The 24,825-nt window shown below is 59.6% G+C and carries 20 protein-coding genes; 7 read left to right on the top strand and 13 right to left on the bottom strand.

Annotated elements, in window-relative coordinates; all coding sequences use genetic code 11:
• Nucleotides 1-92: 92 nt before the first annotated feature.
• The 3 genes from ACRRQW_RS01840 to ACRRQW_RS01830 all read left to right on the top strand — a co-directional run bounded on the left by ACRRQW_RS01840 (nt 93) and on the right by ACRRQW_RS01830 (nt 3,445).
• A complete protein-coding gene (locus ACRRQW_RS01840) occupies nt 93-1,004 on the top strand; it encodes a LysR family transcriptional regulator (RefSeq protein ID WP_438479545.1) in 912 nt (303 codons plus the stop codon).
• Nucleotides 1,005-1,055: 51 nt separating this feature from the next.
• Nucleotides 1,056-2,270 (top strand): glycosyltransferase, encoded by a 1,215-nt coding sequence (locus ACRRQW_RS01835; protein ID WP_438479544.1) that lies wholly within the window; start codon nt 1,056-1,058, stop codon nt 2,268-2,270.
• Between the two features lie 122 nt (nt 2,271-2,392).
• Nucleotides 2,393-3,445 carry a glycosyltransferase gene (locus ACRRQW_RS01830; RefSeq protein WP_438479543.1) on the top strand — a complete coding sequence of 351 codons (1,053 nt, stop codon included), beginning with the start codon at nt 2,393-2,395 and terminating at the stop codon, nt 3,443-3,445.
• Nucleotides 3,446-3,463: 18 nt separating this feature from the next.
• Here ACRRQW_RS01830 and ACRRQW_RS01825 read toward each other — a convergent pair whose 3' ends face one another.
• From ACRRQW_RS01825 to ACRRQW_RS01810, 4 genes are all read right to left on the bottom strand, one after another.
• Nucleotides 3,464-4,663 (bottom strand): aminotransferase class I/II-fold pyridoxal phosphate-dependent enzyme, encoded by a 1,200-nt coding sequence (locus ACRRQW_RS01825; protein ID WP_438479542.1) that lies wholly within the window; start codon nt 4,661-4,663, stop codon nt 3,464-3,466.
• A 62-nt stretch (nt 4,664-4,725) separates the two neighbouring features.
• Nucleotides 4,726-5,904, bottom strand: a complete 1,179-nt coding sequence (locus ACRRQW_RS01820) for a glycosyltransferase (protein ID WP_438479541.1) — start codon at nt 5,902-5,904, stop codon at nt 4,726-4,728.
• The gene (locus tag ACRRQW_RS01815) at nt 5,901-7,019 is read right to left on the bottom strand and encodes a hypothetical protein (RefSeq protein ID WP_438479540.1); all 1,119 of its coding nucleotides are present in this window, start codon (nt 7,017-7,019) and stop codon (nt 5,901-5,903) included. Before ACRRQW_RS01815 ends, ACRRQW_RS01820 begins: the two co-directional genes overlap by 4 nt.
• Before the next feature lie 3 nt (nt 7,020-7,022).
• Nucleotides 7,023-8,531 carry an MBOAT family O-acyltransferase gene (locus tag ACRRQW_RS01810; RefSeq protein ID WP_438479539.1) on the bottom strand — a complete coding sequence of 503 codons (1,509 nt, stop codon included), beginning with the start codon at nt 8,529-8,531 and terminating at the stop codon, nt 7,023-7,025.
• Nucleotides 8,532-8,635: 104 nt separating this feature from the next.
• Here ACRRQW_RS01810 and ACRRQW_RS01805 point away from each other — a divergent pair, with 104 nt between their 5' ends.
• The gene (locus ACRRQW_RS01805; protein WP_438479538.1) at nt 8,636-10,138 is read left to right on the top strand and encodes a hypothetical protein; all 1,503 of its coding nucleotides are present in this window, start codon (nt 8,636-8,638) and stop codon (nt 10,136-10,138) included.
• Between the two features lie 15 nt (nt 10,139-10,153).
• On the opposite strand, the gene ACRRQW_RS01800 is transcribed toward ACRRQW_RS01805, so the two are convergent.
• The gene (locus tag ACRRQW_RS01800) at nt 10,154-12,196 is read right to left on the bottom strand and encodes a hypothetical protein (RefSeq protein WP_438479537.1); all 2,043 of its coding nucleotides are present in this window, start codon (nt 12,194-12,196) and stop codon (nt 10,154-10,156) included.
• A gap of 65 nt (nt 12,197-12,261) precedes the next feature.
• Nucleotides 12,262-13,866 carry a glycosyltransferase family 4 protein gene (locus ACRRQW_RS01795; RefSeq protein ID WP_438479536.1) on the bottom strand — a complete coding sequence of 535 codons (1,605 nt, stop codon included), beginning with the start codon at nt 13,864-13,866 and terminating at the stop codon, nt 12,262-12,264.
• A 99-nt stretch (nt 13,867-13,965) separates the two neighbouring features.
• Here ACRRQW_RS01795 and ACRRQW_RS01790 point away from each other — a divergent pair, with 99 nt between their 5' ends.
• Complete coding sequence (locus ACRRQW_RS01790) at nt 13,966-16,200, top strand: hypothetical protein (RefSeq protein ID WP_438479535.1); 2,235 nt, start codon at nt 13,966-13,968, stop codon at nt 16,198-16,200.
• Here ACRRQW_RS01790 and ACRRQW_RS01785 read toward each other — a convergent pair.
• Nucleotides 16,134-17,153 carry a lysylphosphatidylglycerol synthase transmembrane domain-containing protein gene (locus tag ACRRQW_RS01785; protein ID WP_438479534.1) on the bottom strand — a complete coding sequence of 340 codons (1,020 nt, stop codon included), beginning with the start codon at nt 17,151-17,153 and terminating at the stop codon, nt 16,134-16,136. The genes ACRRQW_RS01790 and ACRRQW_RS01785 overlap by 67 nt on opposite strands.
• 111 nt (nt 17,154-17,264) lie before the next feature.
• Here ACRRQW_RS01785 and ACRRQW_RS01780 point away from each other — a divergent pair, with 111 nt between their 5' ends.
• Both ACRRQW_RS01780 and ACRRQW_RS01775 read left to right on the top strand, forming a co-directional pair.
• A complete protein-coding gene (locus ACRRQW_RS01780; RefSeq protein WP_438479533.1) occupies nt 17,265-18,002 on the top strand; it encodes a class I SAM-dependent methyltransferase in 738 nt (245 codons plus the stop codon).
• A 50-nt stretch (nt 18,003-18,052) separates the two neighbouring features.
• Complete coding sequence (locus tag ACRRQW_RS01775) at nt 18,053-18,985, top strand: glycosyltransferase family 2 protein (RefSeq protein WP_438479532.1); 933 nt, start codon at nt 18,053-18,055, stop codon at nt 18,983-18,985.
• On the opposite strand, the gene ACRRQW_RS01770 is transcribed toward ACRRQW_RS01775, so the two are convergent.
• The 6 genes from ACRRQW_RS01770 to ACRRQW_RS01745 all read right to left on the bottom strand — a co-directional run bounded on the left by ACRRQW_RS01770 (nt 18,982) and on the right by ACRRQW_RS01745 (nt 24,809).
• Nucleotides 18,982-19,950 (bottom strand): glycosyltransferase family 2 protein, encoded by a 969-nt coding sequence (locus ACRRQW_RS01770; RefSeq protein WP_438479531.1) that lies wholly within the window; start codon nt 19,948-19,950, stop codon nt 18,982-18,984. The genes ACRRQW_RS01775 and ACRRQW_RS01770 overlap by 4 nt on opposite strands.
• A 79-nt stretch (nt 19,951-20,029) precedes the next feature.
• Nucleotides 20,030-20,911 carry a glucose-1-phosphate thymidylyltransferase RfbA gene (gene rfbA / locus ACRRQW_RS01765; RefSeq protein WP_438479530.1) on the bottom strand — a complete coding sequence of 294 codons (882 nt, stop codon included), beginning with the start codon at nt 20,909-20,911 and terminating at the stop codon, nt 20,030-20,032.
• A 7-nt stretch (nt 20,912-20,918) separates the two neighbouring features.
• On the bottom strand, nt 20,919-21,986 hold the full coding sequence (gene rfbB / locus ACRRQW_RS01760; protein ID WP_438479529.1) for a dTDP-glucose 4,6-dehydratase: 1,068 nt from the start codon (nt 21,984-21,986) through the stop codon (nt 20,919-20,921).
• Nucleotides 21,987-22,001: 15 nt separating this feature from the next.
• A complete protein-coding gene (locus ACRRQW_RS01755; RefSeq protein ID WP_438479528.1) occupies nt 22,002-22,874 on the bottom strand; it encodes a sugar nucleotide-binding protein in 873 nt (290 codons plus the stop codon).
• Nucleotides 22,875-22,940: 66 nt separating this feature from the next.
• Complete coding sequence (locus ACRRQW_RS01750; protein WP_438479527.1) at nt 22,941-23,726, bottom strand: glycosyltransferase family 2 protein; 786 nt, start codon at nt 23,724-23,726, stop codon at nt 22,941-22,943.
• A 15-nt stretch (nt 23,727-23,741) separates the two neighbouring features.
• The gene (locus ACRRQW_RS01745) at nt 23,742-24,809 is read right to left on the bottom strand and encodes an NAD-dependent epimerase/dehydratase family protein (RefSeq protein WP_438479526.1); all 1,068 of its coding nucleotides are present in this window, start codon (nt 24,807-24,809) and stop codon (nt 23,742-23,744) included.
• Nucleotides 24,810-24,825: the final 16 nt, after the last annotated feature.

The raw sequence follows: 24,825 nt of genomic DNA, 5'->3' as shown, positions 1-24,825 counted from the left end.
TTCGGTTGCGTGGAGTTCGATCCGGTTTGGAAATTTGCCTGACGAGGTGCGCATTCTTGCCATAACCGAAAACCCCTGTTTCGTCGGTATTGATGCCTCGAGAGTATCAATACCCGTTTGAGCTCCGGCACCTCGTTTACTTCCGCGAGGTGGCGAAGCAGCTGCACTACCGGAAGGCCGCAGAGTCACTCGCGGTGGCGCAGCCGGCGCTTTCGCGGAGTATTGTGCAATTGGAAGAAGCGCTGGGCGTGGATCTTTTAAATCGCACGCGTCGGCGCGTAGAACTTACCTCGGCGGGAAAAGTGTTTCTCGAGCGCATCGAGCCCGTGTTGCGCGCGCTTGCCGCGGTGCAGGGCGATATTCAGGCGCTCGCGGCGGGACAAGCCGGCCAGGTGCGCGTCGCGTTCACGGGCCTGGCAATGGCCACGGTGTTGCCCGGGATTTTGCGCGAGTTCAACAGGCGCTATCCGGGGATCCGCGTGGAGTTGAACGAATCGCCGACGTCGGCGCAGCTCGAGTCGCTCAAGACGGGCGAGATCGTGTGCGGATTTTTTCACCCCGACGCCACGGTCCCGTCGGGCCTCGCGACGAAGCTGCTGTTGTTGGAAAAAAACGGTGTGCTGCTGCCCGCGGAGCATCCGCAGGCGCAGGCGAAAAAACTGCGACTGCGCGAGCTCGCAGACACGCCGTTCGTGATGTTTCCGCGCGCGCATAATCCCGGGTTTTACGACCGCGTGCTCTTTGCGTTTCAACAAGCCGGCATCACCCCGCGCATCGCCGACGAAGTGTGGCCGCGCGCGAATGCGATCGGCCTCGTGCGCGCGGGACTCGGCGCGACGTTCATGTGCCCGTCGGAAGCGCGCGAGTTGCCGGGTGAAGTTTCATTTCGTCCGCTTGAAGGCCCGGCGCCGGAGAGTCGACTCGTGCTGGGCTGGCGTAAAGACGCTGCGGCGGATCCGGCGCTCGCGGCGTTCCTGGTGGTGGCCGGCGCGGCGACAGCGTGACGGTGAGATTTTTATGTTATCCGCGTCACCTTCCTCGCTAGTCTGAATCACTTGTCCCGCGAACCGCACATCGCACTTTTCTTTACCACGTTTCCGAAGACCTCGGAGACATTCCTGCAACGCGACGTGCTCGCGCTACAAGCGAAGGGTTTGAAACTGAAACTCTATTCGCTCTGGGGCGGCGGGGGCGTGTTCAACGGACTGCCGGTGCACACGTTTCCGAAGTGGCGGTTAATCGGCGTGTTTCTCTGGCACATCCCGATGAACTGCGTGCGTCGTCCGCGATTGATGCGCGATTTGTTCGAGGGCGTGACGCAACGCGCGCCGCGCTCGTGGCTGAATTTTTGGGAAAATATGCTCGGGGCGGGCTTCGCGGGAAGTTACGCGAAACAGCTGAGCGAGGATCCGCCCGCGCTCGTGCATGGAGCGTGGGCGGGTGGGCCGACGACGGCGGCGTGGGTGCTGTGGCGGATGTTTGGCTGGCGTTACAGCTCCGGGGCGCACGCCTACGACATCTACGAACATGGTGGAGATTGGTGGCTCTTGGAAAAATTAGAGCACGCGCGTTTCATTCAAGCGTCGACGCAGATGGCGCGTGATGAACTCCTCGCGCGCGGTGTGCCGCCGGAAAAAATTGCGTGTATTCGCCGTGGGCTGCCGGCGTTTCCCACGCTGAAGACGATTCGCGCGGAACGAAAGCAAACGCTGCGCATCGTGTGCATCGCGCGACTTGTGCGGAAAAAAGGGTTCGATTACCAAATGCGCATTTACGCGGCGTTAAAAGCGGCGGGCGTGAATTTCGAAGCCCATATCGTCGGGGAAGGCCCGCTCTGGAGTGAACTCGAAGCGCTGGCGGCGAAACTTGGTGTCGCCGATCACGTGAAGTTTCTCGGACAACTGGCACAGCCGGAAGTCTGGCCACAACTCGCGTGGGCCGATGTGTTACTGCACACGGGCGTGATAGCGCCGAGCGGCGATCGCGATGGGTTGCCGAATGTAATTCCCGAGGCGATGGCGGCGGGCGTGTTGGTGGTGACGTCGCCCGTGTCGGCGACGACTGAGGCAATCACCCACGAACGCACCGGCTTGGTCGCGGAAGTCACGTTGCCGACGGCGTGGGTGGACGCGTTGCAGCGTCTGCGCGACGACGATGCGTTGGCGGAAAAATTGCAGCGTGGCGCACGGGCGTGGACGGAAGAAAATTACGATGCGCACAAAAACACCGCGCAACTCGTGGCGTGTTTCGAGCGCGCGATGCGCACGTGATGCGTGAGACAAAGTGATTTTTAACCACGGATTACCCGGATGAACACGGATCAAGGCACTAGGAAGCGACGGACGTTAAATCGGTTTTTATCCGTGCAATCCGTAGTCAAAAAAATGGCCGTATGATTTACTACGACATCACGAAGATGGGCACGGCGAAGCATCGCTCGGGGCTGATGCGGGTGAGTTCGCGGCTGCAGCAGAAGTTGGGCTCCCTCGTCACGAGCGTCACTTGGGATGGGGCCAAGCGGGGGTTCGTGACCGGTAAGGCGCGCGCCGAGGTGAAATTTGCCGCCAGCGATTGGTTGTTCACGGTGGAACTCTTCAGCGAAGCCGAGCGACCGGGATTTACAGAGTTTATCCAAAGTCGACGATGCCGCTTGGCGGCAATGTTTCACGATGCGATTCCGATTCGGTGGCCACACATCACATGGCCGCAGAGCGTGCAGCGGCACCCGGGTTACATGAAACTGCTGGCGAGTTTCGATCGCGTCTTTGCGATCTCGGAGGCGAGCCGGCGCGACCTGATTGAATTTTGGCGATGGCAGGGTGTGCAGCCACGCGCGGAGGTGGGTTTGATCGAACTCGGAGCGGATTTCGACAGTGGGGACCGCGCGATTCGTGATGCACGGATTGCGCGCAGTCGAGCACAGCTGCTCTGCGTGGGCATCATCGAGCCGCGAAAAAACCAAATGTTTTTATTGGACGTGGCCGAAGCGCTTTGGAGTGAAGGGGTGGATTTCGATCTCCATATCGTCGGTCGGGTGAATCCGCATTTTGGAAAACCGATTCTCAAGCGGATGCAGTCGCTGAAAAAAACGCAGCCTCGTTTTAAACTCCACGAAGCCGTCAGTGATGACGAATTGGGCCGGCTCTATTCGAAGGTGCGCGCCGTGGTGTTTCCGACGATTGCCGAGGGGTGTGGTTTGCCGTTGCTCGAATCGTTGTGGCGCGGCGTGCCGTGCGTGTGCAGCGATTTGCCGGTCTTGCGCGAAAACGCCGACGCGGGTGGCTGCGTCGTGGCCAAGCTGAACGATTTGGCGGACTGGAAAGAAAAATTGCGCGCCGTGCTGACTGACGCGGATTTTAATGTGCGCTTACAAGCAGGCGCGATGGCGCGCCCATTGACGCGCTGGGGCCAGACGGCGCAGGTAATTTTGAAAACGCTAAAGTGAGGCGCAGGTGCGCCCGGCTTACATCCGCTTGACGGCGTAGGCCATCGCGTCGGCGATCTTTTCGAGGTCTTCTTCGCTGTGCAGCGCGGAGACGGCGGTGCGAATCAAGTCCTTGCCGGGAGGCACGGCGGGCGCGATCGACATAACCGTAAACACGCCTTTTTCGAGGAGCGAATTCCAGAAGCGATAAACGAGTTCCTTCGAGCCGAGCACGATGGGCACGGCGGGTGTCTCGCTGCCCCACGTGTCGAGGCCGAGGCCTTTGAGCATCTCGCGATAACGCTTGGTGTTTTTCCAAAGGCGCTCGAGGTGCTCTGGTTCGCTTTGCATAATATCGAGCGAAGCGGAGGCAGCGGCAGCCATGCTCGGGCTGAGGGCCGCGCTGAAAAGCGTCTGTTTCGAATTAGTGCGCAGGTATTCGATGAGGTCGCGTGAGCCCGCCACAAAACCGCCGGTGCTCGCGAGCGACTTCGACATTGAACCGCAGATGAGGTCGACTTTGTCGTTCATCTTGAAGTGGTCGACGGTGCCGCGGCCCTGCCGGCCAAGCACGCCGAAGCCGTGCGCGTCATCGAGCACGGTGAAGCAGCCATTGTCTTCGCCGATCTGCGCGAGTTCAGGCAGGCAGCAGATGTGGCCCTCCATCGAATAAACGCCTTCGATGACGAGCATTTTCGGCGTAGCGGCCGGAGCGTCTTTAAGGACCTGGCGAAGGTCTTCCGGGTTATTGTGGGAGAAGCGTTCGACCGATGCCATGGACAGGCGAATGCCATCCCACAGACAGGAATGAATATTTTTATCGGCGAAAACCAAGTCGCCCTTTTGGGCAAAGCTCGCGACCGCGGAACAGCAGGAAACATAGCCGGCCACGCTGATGTGACAGGCTTCGCGACCGAGAAAAGCCGCCAGTTTCTCTTCAAGCGCGACGTGGTAGCCGCGCGAGCCGTTCGAGATCCGCGCGCCCGTCGTGCTGCTGCCCCATTGCTTCGCGCCTTCGCCGCACGCTTCGATGACCTTCGGATGAAATGAGAGCCCGAGGTAATCATTGCTCGAAAGCATGATCATTTTACGGCCCTGTAAATTGATGTGCGTGCCCGCCTGCGACTCCATCGCGTGGTAGTAGGGCTTGTATTTCAGCCGCATCTTCGTCGCGTAATCGTCGCGAGCGCGCTCGATGATCGCTTTCTTATGCTTGGAAGTAAAAAGGGACAGGGCCATGTGAAATCGAAGGGTGGACTACACGGCGTAAGGCGGCGCTTAGCAACCGCAAAGCCTTGGGCTCAATCGCGGCGCGGCAATGATTTCATCCACGCGCTCAAGTCGCTCGCGTAGTCGCTCCATGAGCGGAATTTACGCGCGAGCGCGACCCGAGCGAGAGCGGCTAATTCCTCGCGCCCCACGAGCAGTGGTTGAATCGCCGATTGCAGGGAGCGCGCATCGACCTCGGGCAAAGCAATGCAACCGCCGCCACGAGCGGATTCGCCGAGCGCGCCGCGAGCGGAACAGATGCACGGCTTTCCGTGCTGAAGGCTTTCGATCACCGGAAGGCCGAAGCCTTCGATCATCGACGGATAAACCGTGAAATCGCAGCGCGCGTAAGCCGCGTGCAATTCGGCATCCGTGGCCGCGCCCTCATAAAACAACGGGAGACCGGCGCGACGTAGCGACTCGATCTTTTGCAGCGCGGCCGCTGCCGTATCGGCACGTGCGAGGCCGAGCAGGTGGAGTTCAAATTGAAGCCCGGAATTCCACATGGTTTCGCATGCCTCGAGGAGCGCGAGGTGATTTTTTCGGCCTTCGATTGTGCCGACACACAGAATGCGTGGAGTCGGCTGCGCAGGAGCTGATGCGGTAGAAACAAACTTTGAAGCAACTGGATCGACTCCCAGAGGTATCGCCTGCACGGGAGGTGGGTGGGGAACGCCCAGCCAGTGCCAAAAATCGCGCAGGCTTTCCGCGGAGTCGGCGGATACCGCTGCGATCCCGTCAAACGCCAGCAACTCGCGCATATACGCCGGCAGGCGCGTCACTGTGCCCGCAGGCGTGAGTTCAGGGAGCTTCAAGCCAATCGCGTCATGAAAAATCGCAATGCGCGGGCCGTTGATCGCTTTAAAAAGCTCCGGCAAGTATGCGCCTACTTTTGGGGAAAAGAGTTCGGGACAAATTAAACCGTTCGCGGCAGGGAGTTCACTTTGTGTTCCGAGCAAGCGGCGGGCGTGTCCGGCGATTTTTGCGCTGAGCGGCCACTTGGCGCTGCGTGAGCTCGTGGTGGCTTGCCCGGGGCGAAGGTGGTCGCGTTCGCTCGCGTTGACCTCGCGCCAGGTTTTCTGAAACGGATCGTAGCAAACCGCGGCGACCGGCTCTTGTTTACCCAGTTCCATCAAGGCGGAGCGCACGACGCGTTGAATGCCAGTTTGGGCGCGAGTGTGACTGGTGTGCGTGACGTCGAAAAAAATCATGGCGTAGTGGGTGCGCCCACGGCATCACGCAGCGGTTTGAGCAGGCGTTCGAGTCCGTTTGTGTTGAGGTGATCGCCGTCGCTGAAATTTTCCGCGGTCATCTGGGCGACATGCGGCGAATATGAACCGATGAGTTGAATCCCGTGTTGTTCCGCGAAAGCCCGCGTGCGTTTTTCCACTTGGGCCAATTGGTTTTTCGGACTGCCAACAATATCAGAATAGATCGCCGGATGATACGGAGAGAGCACCAGATAAACCGGACCTTGCGACTGGCATTGCAGAATCCACTGCTCGAAATACGCCCACAGCGCTTCGTTGATGCTCTCATAATTACCGTAGCGATGGCGATCAGCGTTCGCGCGGTATTGATGCAACGCAAGGGAAGTGGCGGCCGGCTGGTCAAACGCCTGGCTTTTTGCCGAGGGCAAAAAAGCGCCTTCGGACGTGATGAGCACCGAATCAATGGCGCGATTGGGTGCGTAATGCACCGATACAAAAACGTGTTTTAGCAAGCGGTCGATCTCCTGCGAGATCGGGGCAAAGCTAAAGGCGTCGCTCCACGAAGCAGTTCCGGATGGGGCGAGGGTGGCTAATGCGGTGTGTCGCGCTTCCGGAATCGTTTCGCCCAAAGTTTCCAAAGTCGCCCGCAAGTCGTTCACGCGCGGACGCCAGTTTTTAAAATCGGCGCTGTGGTCGAACAGCCACCCGTCGACAAACACCACCGTAATTTTGGGCGGCAGGTCGCGATGACGCAGGATGCTCCACACCGTGAGATCGTCGAAGAGCGAGGCGCCGGACTGGGAGAAATTAACCACCCCGGGAATGCCGGCGAGATCGGCTGTCACCATGAGGCTGTGGCTTGAGCCAAAAATCGCGGCAGGCGGCGCGGTGCGCAGCAAGTCAGCCGTGGCCCAACGCAGCATCGGTTCATTGACCGCGCCCGCCTTGATGACGTCCTTTTTTTGGCCGAGGGCCGCCGCGATTTTTTTCTCCAAAACAAAATGGCGCGCTTCGTTTTTCGGCCCGGAGGGAATCAGCCGGGCGACACCATAAATAATCGCCGCCACCAGCAGGCTGGTGAAAAGGAAAGCTCCGAGATAGCGACGTGACGGCATGGGCTAAAACTGGAAATAGAGAAACGGTGCCGCGCGCGACAACCAGGCGGCAGCCAGTGCAAACATGGCACCCGCGAGCAAAGCCCGCGTCCAGCCCAAGGATTGGTTTGGGGCATTGAGTTCCCGGCTTTGCCACTCGTTCGCCGAGGAGACATCGTCGCGCGAAAGGCCGCACCACTGGAGCAAGCGAGGGCCGCGAAAACAGCAGAGAAATGCGCCCGCCAGCACCAGCAGGGCAAATGGACCGACCGGGATATTTGGCCAAAGCCCGCGCGCGCGCACCACGGGAGCCAGCGGTTCCACCACAGACATCCAGCCGATGGGCACGGAAATGCCATGCCAGCCGAAAAGACTTTGGCAGTAGTGCCACGCGCTGGACAGATCGGGCGCGCGAAAAAATACCCAACCGATAAACACCGTAAGCAGCGTGAGTAGGTGTCCCCACCGGGTCGCGTTTTCGCCGGGCGTGTTTCTTTTCCAGGCGTGATTGACGGCCAGCGCGAGTCCGTGCCAAGCGCCCCACACCACAAACGTCCATCCAGCACCGTGCCAAATTCCGCCAATAAGCATGGTTAAAAAGAGGTTGGTGAGGTGGCGCGGTGGCGAGACCCGGCTGCCGCCCAGCGGGATGTAAACGTAATCACGCAGAAACGCCGAAAGCGTGATGTGCCACCGCCGCCAAAATTCGGCGATGCTACCCGAGGTGTAGGGAGCGAGAAAATTGACCGGCAATTTTAACCCGAAGAGCAACGCCAGCCCCAGCGCCATGTGCGAATAGCCGCTGAAGTCATAGAATAGTTGCACCGAGTAAGCGATCAACCCGAGCCACGCTTCTTGAAAACGGAGCATGGTGCCGTTGGCCACATGGCCGAACGCGGCATCGGCGATGGGCGCGATGGTATCGGCGACAAAACTTTTTTGGAAAAGACCGGCGGCGAACACCGTCAGCCCAAGGGCGATCTGGCGCGCATCGAACCGTCCGAAGTTTTTTGCATGCAGTTGCGGGATGAAATCGCGGTGATGGACGATGGGTCCGGCGATGAGTTGCGGAAAAAAGAATACGAAGAGCGCGAATTCGGAAAACTTCAGCGACTTGATCTGGCCGCGACTGGCGTCCACCAAGAACGCAATTTTTTGAAACGTGAAGAACGAGATGCCCAGAGGGAGTGCGAGTTGCAGGATCTGGAAGGAGCCGCCGAGGGTGTTGGCGGTGGCGGCGAAGAAATTCCAATATTTGAAGAACCCGAGCAGGCCGAGATTCCAGACCAAGCCGATGACAAGCCAGCCGCGCTTCCGGTGGGCCATGAGTTGTCGGGCGAGGAGAAAATTGACGCCGAGCGATACCAGCAGGACAGGCACAAAACGCCAATCCCACCACGCGTAGAAGACCACCGATCCTATCGTCAGCCAAGCTGCGCCGGCCCGCGGGCCAAACTTCCGATTCAGCAAGATCCAGCCCGCCCAAACCACTGGTAGAAAACCAAAGATGAAGAGGTGAGACTTAAACAGCACGGTGAATTAGCGGGTGCTTATGCAACAGCATCGACTCCCGGTGGCAAGCAGGCGTGCGATTAGGCGGTTGATACCTAGGGTTCAGTTTCTTTGGCTGTTTCTTGATGTCATATCGATCGATCATGGGGCATATCAGCAAACGGAACTGGCAGGGCTGGATCGCAGCCTTGTTACTGGCTGGTTACGCCGTATTCGTCGGGATGAACCATGCGCCGGTGGCGGCGGGCGCTGACTCGGGCGGGTATCTGGGGAGCGCGAGGTTGCTGACCGAGGGACACTTTACGACGCCGATGCGCACCGTTCCGGAATTTCCGACCAAGGATCGGTGGGCGAACACCCCGCTGGGCTACGAGCGGATCGGTTCAGAGGATCGGCTCAAGCCGACCTATCCGATCGGGCTGCCGCTGCACTACGCCTTGGCGGGCGCGCTCGGGGGCTGGCATTGGGGAATTCTGTTCATGGGAGTCGGGGCAACCGTGGCCGGGGTGGTGGGTTGCTACGTGCTGTTGCGGCATTTCCACGTCGACCGTTGGCTCTCGGGCGTGGGGGCCGCGCTTCTGGCGATCTCGCCGATCTACCTCTTCGTGGCCTTTGTGCCGATGAGCGATGTTTACGCTACGGTCTGGTGCTTGGTGGCCTTTCTTTTGGCGCTCAAGTCGCGCGGGAGCGCTGCCTGCGCGGTAGCGGCGGGCGCGGCGTTTGCGATGGCGGTGTTGGTGCGACCGGCCAACGCAATTTTTTTCCCGGTGCTCGTGTTGCTGATTTGGAACTGGCGGGCGCTGCTACTCGCTTTACTGGGCGGCTTGCCGGGGGCGGTGTTGAACGGGCTTTATAATCGTGCGCTTTACGGCAGCCCGTTTGTGTCAGGCTACGGAGCTTCGATTTTCGACAACTTTCATTCGTCGTATGTGCAGGGCAGTCTGCAGAATTATCTGTCCACGCTGAAACTGGCGTTCCCGATCATCCTGTGCCTGCCGATTGGTTTGGCCTTTGCGCGGTGGCGTCGTGACTCGCGGGAATTGGCGGCATGCGTGATGTGGATCGTGATCTTTTTCGGGTTTTACGCGTTCTACCTGTTTACGCAGCAGACGTGGTGGTTTCTGCGTTTTGTGCTCCCCGCATTTCCTGCGGTGATCCTCATTACGATGGTGGGTGTGCACGCGCTCATCGAACGCGCGCCCGGTTCCTCTCGAAAATGGATTTCAGCGGTCGTGGGTGTGGCGCTGGTGGCCGTCTCGTTTTGGGGCGCGCGACGGATCGCGCTCGAGCATCACTTGATGCTGATGAAGCCCTACCAGCAGCCGTATGTCGCGGTGACCGATTGGGCGAAGAAAAACCTCCCTGCTAATGCGGTGATCGGCAGCATGCAGACCAGCAGTGCGTTTTATTTCTATACTGATTTTCCGATTCTAAGGTGGGACGTGATCGAACCGGCGGCGCACGCGGAATTCATCGAGGCTATCCGTCGCACCGGTCGCCCTTATTACGTGGTGCTTTTTCCCTTTGAAAAACCGGACGCATTCGACGGCGGGAAATTGCCCGGTCACTGGGACAAGATCGCTGAAGTCAAAGAGGTAGGGATCTGGAAATTCGACCCCTCCAAATAGGGTGAAATTCTAGCCTTAACCTGGCCCGAAACGCAGCGTCCACAATCCCCACGCACTCCAGGAGTCGTGGCGCGGGCGCCGATAACTGCGATTGTGCGTGGCATCCGGGAATTTCACTTCGATGGTGGCCGTGGGCTGGCTATTCCAGAGATCGCGGGGAACCAGCACGGGGTGATCAGCGCGTTCGCCGGCGGCGATGCGGGCAACTTCCTGGCCGTTGAAAAACACGATGCCGGTTTGATTGAGTGCACCACGATGGTCGCGTGCGGCGGTTTGCACATCGAAGGAGATGATTACGTCACGGCTGGCGGGAAGCGGCGTGAGCATGAGCACTAAGCGCGGCAACTCCGTCCATGCGTAGTCAAGATTACCGGCGGACACCCCGACCACGACATGGCGAAACGCGTTGTCCCGGCCGCGGAAACTGATCTCGCCGTCCTCAGGCGAAATTTCCCGTGGCTTTGTGTAGAGGCTGAGTTCGGAAGTCAGTGGAATCCCTTCTTCGGAGGGTCGAGCGAGCCACCACACTGAAAGCTGTTTTTCCGGCGAAGCATTGGTGTCGGCGATCGCGAGTTGGTGGCGTGCGCCAAACATGAAGCCCCACCAAGGGGCCATGTAATACGGAATGCCGCGCCGCTCGAGCATCAGCGCGACGCTGGAAACCTCGGGCCAGTCTGCGTGTTCGAACACCAATAGTTTTGGGCCGCGGGCGCTCTCCTGTGCCAACTGGCTGTCGAGCGTGTTCTTGATTGGCATGCCGGTCTCGTTGAAAGACAGACGCGGTAAACGAAAAGACCAGGTGGCGATGATGGCCGCGATGGCGCACAACGCTGCGGTAAAGCCGGGATTGAGTTTCCATTGAATCAGACGATCCAGCCAGAGAATCAGCAGAAGCAGCCCGAAGAAATAAATCGCGTAGTAAAAGTAGCTATTGAAATTGGTCATCGGGCCCGCCTGCGCCGTGCCCCAGACGATGCTGCCGATCAGAGCGGCTCCGAGGAAAAGATGAGCCGTCATGAGGAACCGCCGCTCTTGCACCTCGACGCGGCGAGGCGCGACGAATCGCAACAGAGGAGTGAGCAACAGCACGCTCGCCCAGAGCGACACGCTCACAGCGTGCTCCTTGAAAAACACGCCGACCTGCGGACCAAGCACAGTGAAAATGTCTTCCTGCGCACGGGAGGTCGTCGCATACGACCAGAAATAGAGAAACGACTGCAGGGCGGATTTGCTGTCACCGGTGTTCGCGTAGAAGAGGCCGAAAATCGTCGCGATATTGCTGCGTTTGCCACCGCTCAGCAGGTCGATGGCGATCGGGAGGAGAAACACAAAAATTATCCCACCACTCATCCACAGCCACCGCGCGTTGGCCCGCAGCAGTTGTTTCCAGGGAGTGCCGGGAGACGCCTGCTTGACGCGCCATGCGCCTAAAACGATCGCGAGGCCTCCGAGACTGCCCACAAACACAGGTTGCGCCACGTGACCATGGAATAGGAATCCTCCAGTCAGGATCGCCCACGGGAGATGATCAATCCGGCCGGTGGCCACCGAAACACACGATGCGAGCAGGCACAAAAACGGCATGAGCAACACGTGCGGTGGCCAAATGCTCATGAACGCATCGTGCAAAGCACCGAATTGCAGCATTGCGGCCAGCAGCGCAAACGGCAGCCAGCTGCGCCAAGGCAGATGCGTCGCAATCAAAACCAGTGCTAGCGAAAAAAACGCGCACTGCAGAAACATCGATGTCAGCAAATGCGCACTGCCCGGCGCCGGCACGACGTGCAGCCAGTCGAACAGCAGGACTTCGCCGGCGGCATACATGTAGAAAAATGCCGGGCCCGGGTGGTTGAATTCGAATCGGGAATAGTTGCCGTAGAGCTCCGCGAATTTTTTGGCGTGATCGACCTGCAGGGCATTCACGGCGATATCGCCGGTTTCCAACATGGGGATTTTGAAATATTGATCGAACCCGGAGGCACCCAAGGCCACCACCAACCCGAGGCAAATGGCCAGTGCGAGAGAGTAGGGGGTTTTTTGATTCGAGATGGCTGACATGCGCAAAGGGCGAAACTGCAATGCCCGCGAACACGGCACAATATTCTTTTTCCCGAGTTCCGGGGTCACCAGCCGGCGATGGCTTCGAGGCGACGGCGGTAGCGGGAACCGATGGTCGCGGGAGAAAATTGGGTTTCGATGGTGTGCCGGGCGGCGGCTCCGAGGCGGGCCGCTAACGCGCGGTCGGCATGGAGCGCGCGCATCCATTCGGCGGCATGGTCGATGTCGGGCGCGGCCCACGTCTGCCCTTTGGCATAAGGGCCATGATTGCGATCCAGAGTGATGAGTTCGCAGCGCACAGGGCAGCCGTTGGTCAGGTTAACGAATTCCGCCGTGGCCGACCAATCGGTGGAGATGACCGGCTTGCCGAGATACATGCATTCCGCGACGGCGAGGCCGAAACCTTCCGAGCGGTGTAAAGAGACGAAGCAATCGCAGGCGGATTCGAGTTCGTAGATTTCCTGACGCGACAAGGTCTGCGTGATCAGCGTGGTGTCGGGAAGCTCGGCCGCGGCGGCGCGGAGTTTTTCGAAATCAACCGGGTTGCCGGCTACGTTGTGCACCTTGATCACGAGGCTCGCGCCTTTGCCGGCGAGGCCGGAGCGGCGAAACGCTTCGAGGACGGCGGCAGGATTTTTCCGTTCCGAGTAGGAATTTAAATCGTAGAGGAAGAGGAACAGGAATTTGTCCGCCGGCAGGCCGTATTTCTTGCGAAAATAGCCCGTTGGGCGCGTAAACGAAATCGCGTGCGGCATTGTCAGCACGGGCACGGAGACTTTTTGCGCAATGGCGTCGGTGGCGAAGTGCGAGGGCGTCCAGACTTCGTCGCAGAAGCTGGAAAAATGAATCCATGCGTCCGGAAATTCCGGCAGCTCCCATGCCCAGTAACCGATGGTGTATTTTCCTTTTCGAAACGCGGCGCCGTGGTGGTGGTCTATGTCGCGCATCCCGGGCGGATCGACGTGAATGACATTCACGGGATACGGATTCTCCGCCTGCAGGCGTGGCGCGAACGACGAGTCGCCCAGGGAATTCTTACACGGAAGCTTGAGATCGACGAGGGCGGTAGGAATTTCTGCGGCGTCGGCGGCGCGCGCCATGCAGCGCACGGATTCGCCGATGCCGAGGTCGGCGCGGAAATAACCGGTGAGGTTGAAACCGATTTTGAGGAAGCGGCGCGCAAACGCGGCATTCCACGGGGCGGCGCGATTGGCGAAGTCGAACAGCACTTCGCCATCGGCTTCAATGCGCGCGATGCGCAAGCGGCGATTGCGCGCTTGCCGGCGCCACGGTTGCAAGGATTTGAGTCCAGTCACGCGACCGAGCCACGCACGGAAATTACTGTCGCCCACGCCGAGCAAATCCAAGGTCAGCAAATGCGCGGTGTGGTCGTCGCCCGGCGGCACGTTGATGCCGATTTGGAAAAGACCGGGTTTGATCACGGCCTTCTCGTCGAGGGTGTGTCCGTCTAAACTCATGCGCAGGCCGAGGTCGCCGGTCGCCGTCGGGTCTTGGGGATCAGGCGGCAGCAACTCGCCGATCACAGTGAGTTTTTTCACTCCGGCCAGAGGCGGCAATGTCAGCGTCCCTTGGTCGCGAATCCAGTAAGAATCCGTCACCGCTTCATCGTGGAACAGGCCGATGAATTTAGGACGACGTGGGGATGGCATGGTGGAAAGTGAACGCGGTTTATCGCGAACCGCGATTGGGTTGTAAACACGGATGTGGCCGCAGCCTTTTCGCTTCCCAAACCGAAGGGGCTGTCGATAGTGGGCGCTCGTTCCAAGATGCTGTATTACCTCACTGCTGCCGGGTTAGTCGCGCACACGATTTTCTGGGGTGCGGGGATGGCGTGGCTGGTCGTGCCGAAACATTGGCGGCGCTGGGCTTGGACGTTTGCGCCGAGTTGTGGGCTGGCGCTCCAGTCGGCGGTGGTGTGGGCGGGCGCGCACACTTCGCTCGCGGGCACGAACAGTTATGCGTGGGGGAGCGAACTACTGCCGCTCGCGCTGTTGGCGGTGGCGTGGAGGCAGGGTCGCGTGCGATGGTTTCCGAGCCAGCTGCGCGGCAGCTTGGTGGCGCTGGCATTGATGATTGTCGCGGGCTGGTTGCTGTTGTCGCCTCTCGCGGAGCGTGGGGCTTGGACGCTCACGACGTCGTCGCTGGGCAGTTGTGACCAGGCGGATTACGCGGCGGGGGCGCGGGTGTTTCAGGAGTTTTCCAAAAACGACCGCACCGGTTTCCTCGGTTTGCCGGAAGTGACGCGGGTGCGTTCGACGGATTATTTTTTTGAATATTTTGTTCAGCAAAATCACTTCACCCCTTCGGCGTTGATCGCACATCACGCGGCGATTTTCGGACTGCAGCCGTATCAATTGGTGAGCGTGACGGGCGTGGCGCTGCTGTTGTTGAATCTTCCGCTTGGGCTTTTTCTCGCGCGTGCACTCGTGGGAATGAAGGGAGTCTGGTTGTTTGCGGTCGGCGCGATTTTTTTGATTTCACCGCTGAATGCCTACGGCGTGCATCACGGAGCGTTGGGGCAATTACTGGCGATGAACGGGATCGCGCTGCTGACCGTGGCGGGGTTTGGCGCGAGGCGGATGGCCTCCAGGTGGGCGCGCGTGTGGGCGTTTGCGCCGCTGGTGGTGAGCGCGCTGTGGCTGCTCGCGGGCAGCTATAATTTTATTCTCGTGGTGGCGTTTGCGCCGCTGGGCACATGGCTGGTGCTGGATGCGATCCAGACGCGGCGACTCGTGCCGGCGGTGCGGGTGCTCAGCATGCTCGCGGCGAGCCTGGCGATTTGCGCGGCGATTTTCCCGGGAAGATTCGTGGGCCTGATCGAGCGATTTTCTTTGTTCGAAGAATACAGTTTTGGCTGGCCGGTGCCGTTGCTCACGCCGGAGGGTTGGCTGGGATTGGTGCGCGATACGAATCTGCACGCGTGGCCGGCGCCGTTGCGCGCCGCAGGAATAATCGTGGTGGCTGCGCTGTGGCTCGGGGCGTTAGTTCACGGGTGGACGGAAAAACGTCGTGGCTGGCTGGTCGCGACGGCGCTGGTGTTACCGGTGATTGGGGGGTGGGCGGTGTTGGTCTGGGAGAGCCGCGTGCGCGTGAATGCCAGTTACGACGCCTATAAAGTGCTCATGGTGTTTTACCCGGGATTGCTGGCAGGCCTGTTGGGCGGACTGAGCTTCGGGGTGATGCAGCGCGGGTGGTGGCGGCGATGCGCCGCGGTTGGGCTCGCGGGCGTGGTGGCGTTGAACCTCGTGGCCGCGTGGCAATTTCGCGCGGCGATGAAAGTGCCGCCGCTGCGCGTAGATCGAGCGCTGCTTGAATTGGCGCAACTGGAACGGGAGCTGCGCGTGGAATCGCTGAATTTGCGCGTCGATGATTTTTGGTCGCGCTTATGGGCGAACGCGCTGCTGCTGCGTAAGCCGCACTATTTTCCGTCGCACACTTACGAGGCGCGGCTGAATACGCCGCTGCGCGGCGCGTGGGATTTGAGCGACAGTCTGTTGCGCGTCGTGCCGCTCCGCGAAGAGGATCACCTGCCGATCAACGCGCGTTTTTTTGCGAATCGCGTGGGCGCGTTTGGAGCGATCGATGCGAAATTTGCGGACGGTTGGCATGCGGAGGAGCGCGTCGGCGCGGATCGCTGGCGTTGGGCGGCGGGCAGCAGCGCACAGGTGGAAATTCAAAATGCCGCTGCAGAACCGATTACAGCGCGCATTGCGGTGAAGGCGCGTTCGGTGGCGCGTGGCGTTCTCCGCTTGAGCGTCGGTTCGCGTCTGGCGGGCGAACACGTGATCGACGAGACGTTGCGCGAGTTGATGTTTACGGACGTCGTGCTGCCGCCCGGTATCACGGTGCTCACCTTGCAGAGCGACCAGCCGCCGGTGACCTTGCCCGGTGACGGTCGCGCGCTGACGTTTGCAGTTTACGGCTGGGAAATCCGCGCCGTTTCGCGCGAGACCGGCCAGCCGGCGACGAGCGCGGCGAAATAAACCGCGCCGCCGACCAGGCTCCAGAGCACCGACACGGCCCAGAAAGACAGGGCGAGCGGCGCCAAAGTTTCAGGCTGCGCCGCACCGACTCCGAGCAGCGCAAAAGTGCCGAGCAATGCGCCTTCGCGCACGCCGTGTCCTCCGATGCTGATCGGAAGTGCCGCGGCGACATACGCGGCGGCAGCGGCGACGGTCACGCTGAGCCAGCCCGCATCGAGTCCCACGCTGCGCGCGAGCAACCAAACGGAGATAAAATCGACGAGCCAGACGGCGATACTTAACGCCACGGCGCCAGTCATGATGGCCGGATGGCGGCCAAACCCGAGGATCGCGGTGCGCGTGGCGATGATTTTTTCCACGCTGAGCCAGCGCGCGAGCCAGCGTTCCCACCAACGCCCGCGGATGATCAACCACACTCCCGCCACGAGCACCACGAGGCTCCCGGCGCTCGCGAGAAACAAGGCCTGCAAGCCGGCCGCGCTCTGCGAAGAAACCCCGCTCAAATAAAATCCGAGCGCGAGCACGGCGAGCAGCAGCAACGCGGCAAAGCCCAGCACGCGATCTGCCATGACGCTCGCCGCTCCGGGAATTTTCGCCGTCGGTTGCCAGCGCCACAGGTAGTAAACGCGCACGGCGTCGCCGGCGACACCGCCTGGCAAAAACGAGTTGTAGAATTGCCCGATCCAGAAAATCCCATGCGTCCAGCGCGTCGACGGCGTGAGTTCCTGCGCGCGCAGCAATAGTTGCCAACGCCACGCCTGAAGCGGGTAGGCAATCCCGGCGAGCAGCGCGGCGGGACCGGCGAGCGTCCAATCCAAGCCGCCGAGCTGTTGGAAATTTCTCCAATCCACTTTCAAAGCCAGCCAGCCGAGCACGGCCAACGAGCACGCGTAACGCAGCACGGTGCCGACGGGGGAGGAAAGAAACGCGGTGAGCCGCATAGCCTTTCTCATGTCAGTGCGGGACGGTGTGGCAAGCCGTGTCCACGCCCGCCGATGACTTGCGCGCCGCGTGAGGTTTTTAAATCGCCAGCCGGCTTTTGGCGCGGCTACAAGAAGCGGCACATGCAATTGGACGAATACCGCAAGCTCGCGGAAGTGGAGGATCAGATGTGGTATTTTCGGGCGCTCAATCGCCGGTGTGCGTATTGGCTGAAACGTTTGCTGCCGCCCGGCGCCGCGCGCGTGCTGGATGCCGGTTGCGGCACGGGCGGCCTGTTGAAAGATTTCAAAAAAGCGGAGCCGGCGTGGCAATTGACGGGTTTGGATTTCATGCCGCTGGCGTGTGAGCTGGCCCGTGAGCGCACGGGAGTAAACGTGGTGCGAGGGTCGATCACGGAAATGCCGTTTTCAGCGGGCGCGTTCGATGCCGTGACGATGGTCGACGTGATTAGTCAGGTCGAAGAAAGCGCCTCTGCGCTGAAGGAAGCGGCGCGCTGCGTGCGGCCGGGCGGGGTCGTGTTGGTGAACGTCGCAGCTTACATGTGGCTATGGTCGTATCATGATGACACCTGCGAGACGAAGCATCGCTACACGCGCCCGGAGTTAGTGAATCTTTTTCAGGCGGCGGGCCTCACGGTCGAGTTCGCGACTTATGTTAACATGCTGCCACTGCCGTTGATTGTCGCCCGGCGTAAATTATTTCCGCCGACAAATCCCACGAGCGATGTGCAACTCTACCCGGCACCCATCGAAATCGGGTTTGGAGCCCTGGCAAAAATGGAGTTTGCCTGGACGCGCCACGGTTGGCCGTTGCCCGCGGGCACTTCGGTGTTTGTGGTGGGCCGCAAGTCCGAACGTTGACAGCGAAAGAGTGACTTGCAGGGTAACGCTTGCACACCGGTCGTCCTGAAATGTCATCCCCCGCGCTCAGTTTTGTCATTCCGCTTTATTACAGCGCCGAAACCATCTCGGCGTTGGTAAAGGAGATCGAGGCGCTCGACGTCGAAGGCGGCCACGAACTGATTTTGGTGAACGATGGCAGCCGCGACGCGACGGCGGGGATTTGCCGGGCGCTGCTGCGCGATGCAAAAATCCCGATCACGTTCGTAAATCACGCGCGCAATTTCGGTGAACACAATGCGGTGCTCAGCGGCTATCGTCATGCGCGCGGCGCGTATGTCGTGAACATTGATGACGACGGCCAGAACCCTCCGGCAGAAGCGATCCGCCTCTGGCAACACGCCCGACGCGAAGAACTTGATGTGGTTTACGGCCATTACGCTCAGAAGGAGCATTCGACGTTTCGCAATTTCGGCAGCTGGTTCACCAACCGCGTGACGGATTGGGTGCTCGATAAGCCGCAGGGATTTTACCTTTCGAGTTTCCGCTGCGTAAGCGCGTTCGCGGCCAAGGAAGTCGCGGCTCACAGCGGCCCGTATCCTTACATCGACGGGCTCTTACTCCAAGTGACTCAAAATGTCGGTTCGCTGGAAGTGCATCACGCGGAGCGCGCGGCCGGGGTCAGCGGCTACACGTTGCGGCGCTTGCTGCGTTTATGGGTGAGCACGTTTGTTAACTTTTCCGTGATGCCGCTGAGGTTGGCCACGCTGCTCGGATTACTTTTTGCCGCGGCCGGCCTCGGCGGGTTGATGCTGGTTTTCTACTGGTGGCGGACGGGCCAGGGGCCGGAAGCCGGCTGGGGTTTGCTCATGGGCGTGCTGCTGGTGTTTTCCGGCGCGCAGCTGGTGATGCTCGGGTTGATCGGCGAATATATCGGCCGGATGTTTCTGACGATCAACGGTCGTCCGCAATCCGTGGTGCGTTCGGTGGAACGCAGCCGTTAAATAACCAGAATTGGTTCCGCAGGTTTTGCGGGCGGTGGCGATGCGTGATCGAGGAGTTCACGCCAGCGCTGGATCTCGAGGTCGAACGCCACCGTGGTTTCGTCGATCACGCCGCGGGGTGCGGGCAAAAATGCCCAGTGTAACAGAGCGGCGTGGAGCAGCCGGTAGTCCATCACGTGTGACCGGTCGGCATGCTGCGCCATGAAATTAAACGCCCAGGCTTTGGTGGCCAACTGGATGATTTCCGATTTCCAGCGGACGGCTAGCCGGGCAGAGTTTTCCTCGTCGCGCAATTTGCGGCCGCTGGACTGGCTGATGTGGTGAAGCACGACGCTGTTGAGGGCGATTGCGTTGACCAAGCCGGCGTTGGCCGCCCGCAGGCAAAGATCGACATCCTCTCCGCCGTTGCGGAAACCCTCGTCAAAACCGCCGAGCTTTTGCCAGATGGTGCGGCGCACGGCAAAGCATGCGCCGGTGAGGGCGGGGACTTTGCGCAGTCGCGGACGTCCCAGCCATCGGGCCAGCAGTGCGTGATCGGTGCGATGGGCCGGTTTGCCTTGGTGCGTGAAATAAAGCCCCGCGTGATCGATGGAATGGGTCGCGGCATTGCGCTGGATGTTACCGATCAGCCCCGGTGAGGGGATTAGTTCAAACGCCTGAAGCATGGGCTCCAGCCAGCCTCGCTTCAGCACGAGATCGTTGTTCAGGAAAAAAATAAACTCACCGACGGCGCTGGCCGCACCGCGATTGCAAGAGCCGGCGAAGCCGAGGTTTTGCTCGTTAAGGAAAAAACGACACGGAGCGGCCAAAGTGCGCAGCCACTCACGTGTGCCGTCAGTGCTGCCGTCATCGACGAAAATGACTTCATGATCCAATCCCGCCGGCAGCGTCGCGCGCAGGCTCCCGAGCATCACCTGTGTGAGCGGCAGGCAATTGTAGAGCGGGATGATGAACGAAACCGTCATGTCCGGCGAATTCTAGCTTTGCCTACTGGGTTGGGCGAAATAATTCCAACGGACGCACACGCGCGGAGCGCGATGATGCCTACTCAGCGCAGAGACGTTTCAGGTATTCGCCGTAGGAGGACTTGCCGAGCTTCTTGATGTTGGCTTCGAGGCCCGCGCGGTCGATCCAACCTTGTTTGTAAGCGATCTCTTCGATGCACGCGATTTTGAGGCCGGTGCGGTTTTCGAGGACGTGCACGAATTGCGCGGCTTCGATCAGTGAGTCGTGCGTGCCGGTGTCGAGCCACGCAGTGCCGCGGCCAAACAACTCGACGTGGAGTTTGCCGCGTTCGAGGTAGAGACGGTTGAGATCGGTGATTTCCAACTCGCCGCGTTTGGAAGGTTTCAAACTGCGGGCGAGCGCGACCACTTCCTTGTCGTAAAAATAGAGACCGGGCACCGCGTAATTCGATTTTGGCTGCGCGGGCTTTTCTTCGAGCGAAACCACGCGACCGTCTTTCGCGAATTCGACGACACCATACGCGGTGGGATTAGCGACATGATAACCGAAGATCGTTGAGCCATCGGTGCGGGCGCCGGCTTCAACCAGCGATGCCACAAACTCCGCGCCGTAGAAAAGGTTGTCGCCGAGGACGAGGGCCGAAGGTTCGTTGCCGGTGAGAAATCCGGTGTCGCCGGCGATATGGAACGCTTGCGCGAGCCCGTCGGGGCTGGGTTGTTCCGCGTAGCTAAACTTCACGCCGAGATTGACGCCGTCGCCGAGGAGTTTTTTGAAAAGCGGAAGATCGGTGGGCGTCGAGATGATCAGGATCTCACGAATGCCGGCGAGCATCAGCACAGACAGCGGATAATAAATCATCGGCTTATCGTAAACCGGCATGAGCTGTTTCGAGACGGCGATCGTCAGCGGGTAGAGCCGTGTGCCGGAGCCGCCGGCGAGAATAATGCCTTTGCGATTCATGGAGTGATTAGATCTTAGTGCCGAGACGTTCGCGGGAGTATTTCTTTGCCGTGATGTCCTCGGCCCAGCTGCGGTTTTGCAGATACCAATCGACGGTTTTTTCGATGCCGGTGGCGAAGGTTTCGCGGGGTTGCCAGCCAAGTTCGGTGCCGATTTTCGTCGCGTTGATGGCGTAGCGGCGGTCGTGGCCGGGGCGGTCGGCGACGTTGGTGATTTGGGTCTCGTAGGATTTTCCGTCGGCGCGAGGGGATTTTTTGTTCAGCAGCGCGCAGATAGTCTTAACGATTTCGATGTTCGGTTTTTCGTTCAAGCCGCCGACGTTGTAAGTTTCACCGATGCGGCCTTTTTGCAGCACGGCCCAGATCGCAGTCGCGTGGTCTTCGACGTAGAGCCAATCGCGCACTTGCATGCCGTCGCCGTAAACGGGCAGCGGTTTGCCTTCGAGGGCGTTGAGAATCATGAGCGGGATCAACTTCTCGGGGAAGTGATACGGGCCGTAATTGTTCGAGCAGTTCGTTGTGAGCGTCGGGAAGTGATACGTGTGCTGAAACGAGCGGACGAGGTGATCACTCGAAGCTTTGGAAGCGGCGTAAGGCGAGTTGGGTGCGAACGGAGTTTCCTCGGTGAATGCGGGGTCGGTCGGTGAGAGCGTGCCGTAAACTTCGTCGGTGGAGACGTGGAGAAACCGAAAACCTTTTTTCTTCCGCTCGGGGAGTTGCGCCCAGTAAAGACGTGCGGTGTTCAATAGGCGAAGCGTGCCAACGACGTTGGTCTGGATGAATGGCTCGGGCGAATCGATGGAGCGGTCGACGTGTGATTCGGCGGCGAAGTTCACAATCGCGTCGATCTGATGATCGCTGAGTAATTTCGCCACGAGAGTAGTGTCACCGATATCGCCCCGCGCGAACACATAGCGCAGATCGTCCGCGAGGTCGGCCAAGTTGGCGGGGTTGCCGGCGTAGGTGAGGGCGTCGAGGTTGACGAGTTTCGTGAGCGCGGAGCCTGTTTCGGTGAGACGCTGACGAATGAAGTTGGAGCCGATGAATCCGCAGCCGCCGGTGACGAGAACGTTCATGAGAAGGTCGGGAAATTAAGACGCTTTTACCCAGCGGCGCAGGTCGCGTTCGACCGCTTCGTGGACTTCCGTCATCGCGATGCCGGTGGCCGCGAGTTTGGTGGAATTCATCACGCAATTGGAGCGGGGCGTTTTCGCAGCGCGGGCCATGAAGTCGGCTTCGTCTTTGAAGAAGACGAAATTTTTGTTGGAGACGCCGGTCTTCTTGATGAGTTCGACGACTTCGCGCGTGGTGATCTGGCCGGGGTTGGTGACGTTATAGATGCCGAAGGGGACGCGTTTTTCCCAGCAGGCGAACGTGGCGGCAACGAACTCTTCGAGTTGGGAAATCGAATTGGTGGCTTCGAGGAGATTTGGATAGCGCAGCAGTTTGGTGAGGTAGTTGCGCGGGTTGTCGATTTCGTTGAACGGAATGCGCAGGCGCCAGATGTAGACGTTGGGCCTTTCCGCGAGCACCTCTTCGCCCAGCGCTTTCGTGCCGGAGTAGAAACTGCAGTTGTTGGTGCGGAACGTGAAGTTGGGGGTATCGGTTTCGGTGAAACCGCTGCCGTCAGCCCGCGCGCCGGAGTAGATGCATCCCGAGGAAACATGGCCCCACGGCACGCCGGCGGCGGTGCAAGCGTTGGCGATGATGCCGGGCAAGACTCCGTTCCCCATCAGGCACTCGGATTTGTGTAGCTCGCAGGCATCGACGTTGGGCTTGCCGGTGTAGCCGGCGGCATTGATCAGGAACTCCGGCTTTTCATGTCGAAGTAAGTCCGTGAGTGCGGCTTCGTTAGTGTAGTCGAATTCTGAGCGCTTTATGTTGCGGAAAGCCAAGCCTTTGCGCTGAAGAAGCGCTTGGTAAGCTGAACCAACATAACCTGAGCCGCCGAGCAGATAAATCATGGGAAACGCAATGAATACGTCGGGCGGCTACGTGCAACAAGCTGTTTTTGCGCGGTGAAGAACGGACTATTTTTTTCGGTAATCGCCACGGCTAAAATACTTTTCCAACCACAAGTAGGCACAGATGAAAAAGTAGCGGCTACCCATTTCTTTGATCTTCAGCTTGGCTTCGCCGTATTTGCGATTTTGCCAGGTGATCGGAATGACCGTCCACGTGTAGCCTCGGATGATGGCTTTGAGCGGAATCTCTACCGTGAGATTAAAGTGCGGCGACAGAAACGGGCGGCAGCCATCGATTACCCCGCGACGGTAAGCTTTGAAGGCGTTCGTCGTATCGTTGAGGCGGATGTTAAAACCGATTCGCACGAGAAAGTTAGCGATGCGATTGACCAAGAGTTTTACGCGCGGGTAATCGATGACTTCGCCGCCCTTGATGAACCGACTGCCGAAGACGCAGTCCCATCCTTCATTCAGTGTCCGCCAATATTTCACAGCGTGTTCAGGCGAATCGGATGCATCTGCCATCATGATGGTGCAGGCATCACCTTTCATGTGATTGAGTCCAAAAATGACAGCGCGACCGAATCCGTGCAGGCCAAGATTCTGCACCGGGGCCAGCGTGGGAATCTCGGCTTTCAACGATTGCAGCACGGCCCACGTCTGGTCTTTGGAACCGTCATCGACGACCACGATTTCGTGCGGGACGTTTTCGCGAGTCATCACGGCGTAAATGTCGCGCACAGTCGGCGGCAGTGATTCCTCCTCGTTATGCGCAGGGATAACGATCGAGAAGAGAGTGAGGTTTTTGCCGGTCGACGCGGACATCGCGCCAGTGAGGGAAATTCCACTCATTTGGGCAAGCCTGTGCTAGCGCGGTGCAGACAGTTCCAGCCAGTGAGGATGCTGTTCCGCGTGCGCGGCGATTTCTTCGAGAATTTTCGTGGTGGGAATGGCGGGTTGCCAGTTCCAGAGGGTCGAGGCCTTGGCGTGGTCGAGCACGATCCACGCGATGTCGAACGGTCGCGGCGTGCCGTCCTGCACCACCTGGTGCGGGCCAAAACGTTCTTCGCACCAATCGCTCAGCTGTTTTAGGGACATGGCGGAGGCTGCACCGCCGGAGAAATTAGCGAGTCGATCTTCGACGCTGAGTTTCGGCGCGGTGAATTGTTTTTCCAATACGGACGTGAGATCACGTGGGTGAAGGCAATCGCGCACTTGGTAACCATGGCCACCGAAGCCCAGATATTTCAACGGACGTTTCCGCAGCCACGCGTTAATCCAGTAAGCGAAGATTCCCTGATCGGCGCGACCGAATTGACTCGCACCAGCGAGCACGCCGCAGCGATTGACGAAAACCGGGAACCCAAAGGTTTCGCCGTATTCGAGGGCCATGGCTTCCGAGGCGAGTTTGGTCGCGCCGTAGAGTGAAATCGGGGCCGACGTGGCAAAATTTTCAGTGAGCCCGGCAGCGGATAATCCAATCGGAAAAATCGAGCCGGGTGTGGGCGCCAAGGCGTCATTGATCGGCGTGACCTGGAGTTTTGTGAGCGGTGGAATTGAATAAACGCGACTCGTGGAAAGCAGGATGAAGCCCGCTTTGTGCGTTTTGCAGTATTCGAGAATGTTGATCGTGCCCGTGAGGTTATGATCTACCAACTCGCGTGAGCTCGTTTTGCCATCGATGCCAGCGAGCACGCTGGGGTTGGCGGCGGCATCGACTACGAAATCCGCAGCGGGCAGGGCGTCCATTTGCGCGGGGTTGCGCAAATCCGCCGTGATGATTTTCGCGCCGAGTTTTTCCAGCGGTGCGCGGTTGGTCTCACTACCAGGGCGAATAAAATTATCGAAACCGACCACGCTGTGCCCCGCGGCGATTAACGAGCGCGCGATCGTGCTGCCGACAAAACCGCAGATTCCAGTGATGAGAATACGCATGAAAAATAAAACGCGG

The sequence above is a fragment of the Oleiharenicola lentus genome (assembly GCF_051660365.1).
In the GTDB taxonomy this organism is placed as follows: Bacteria; Verrucomicrobiota; Verrucomicrobiia; order Opitutales; family Opitutaceae; genus Lacunisphaera; species Lacunisphaera lenta_A.
This window is presented reverse-complemented; position numbering and strand designations above follow the sequence as displayed.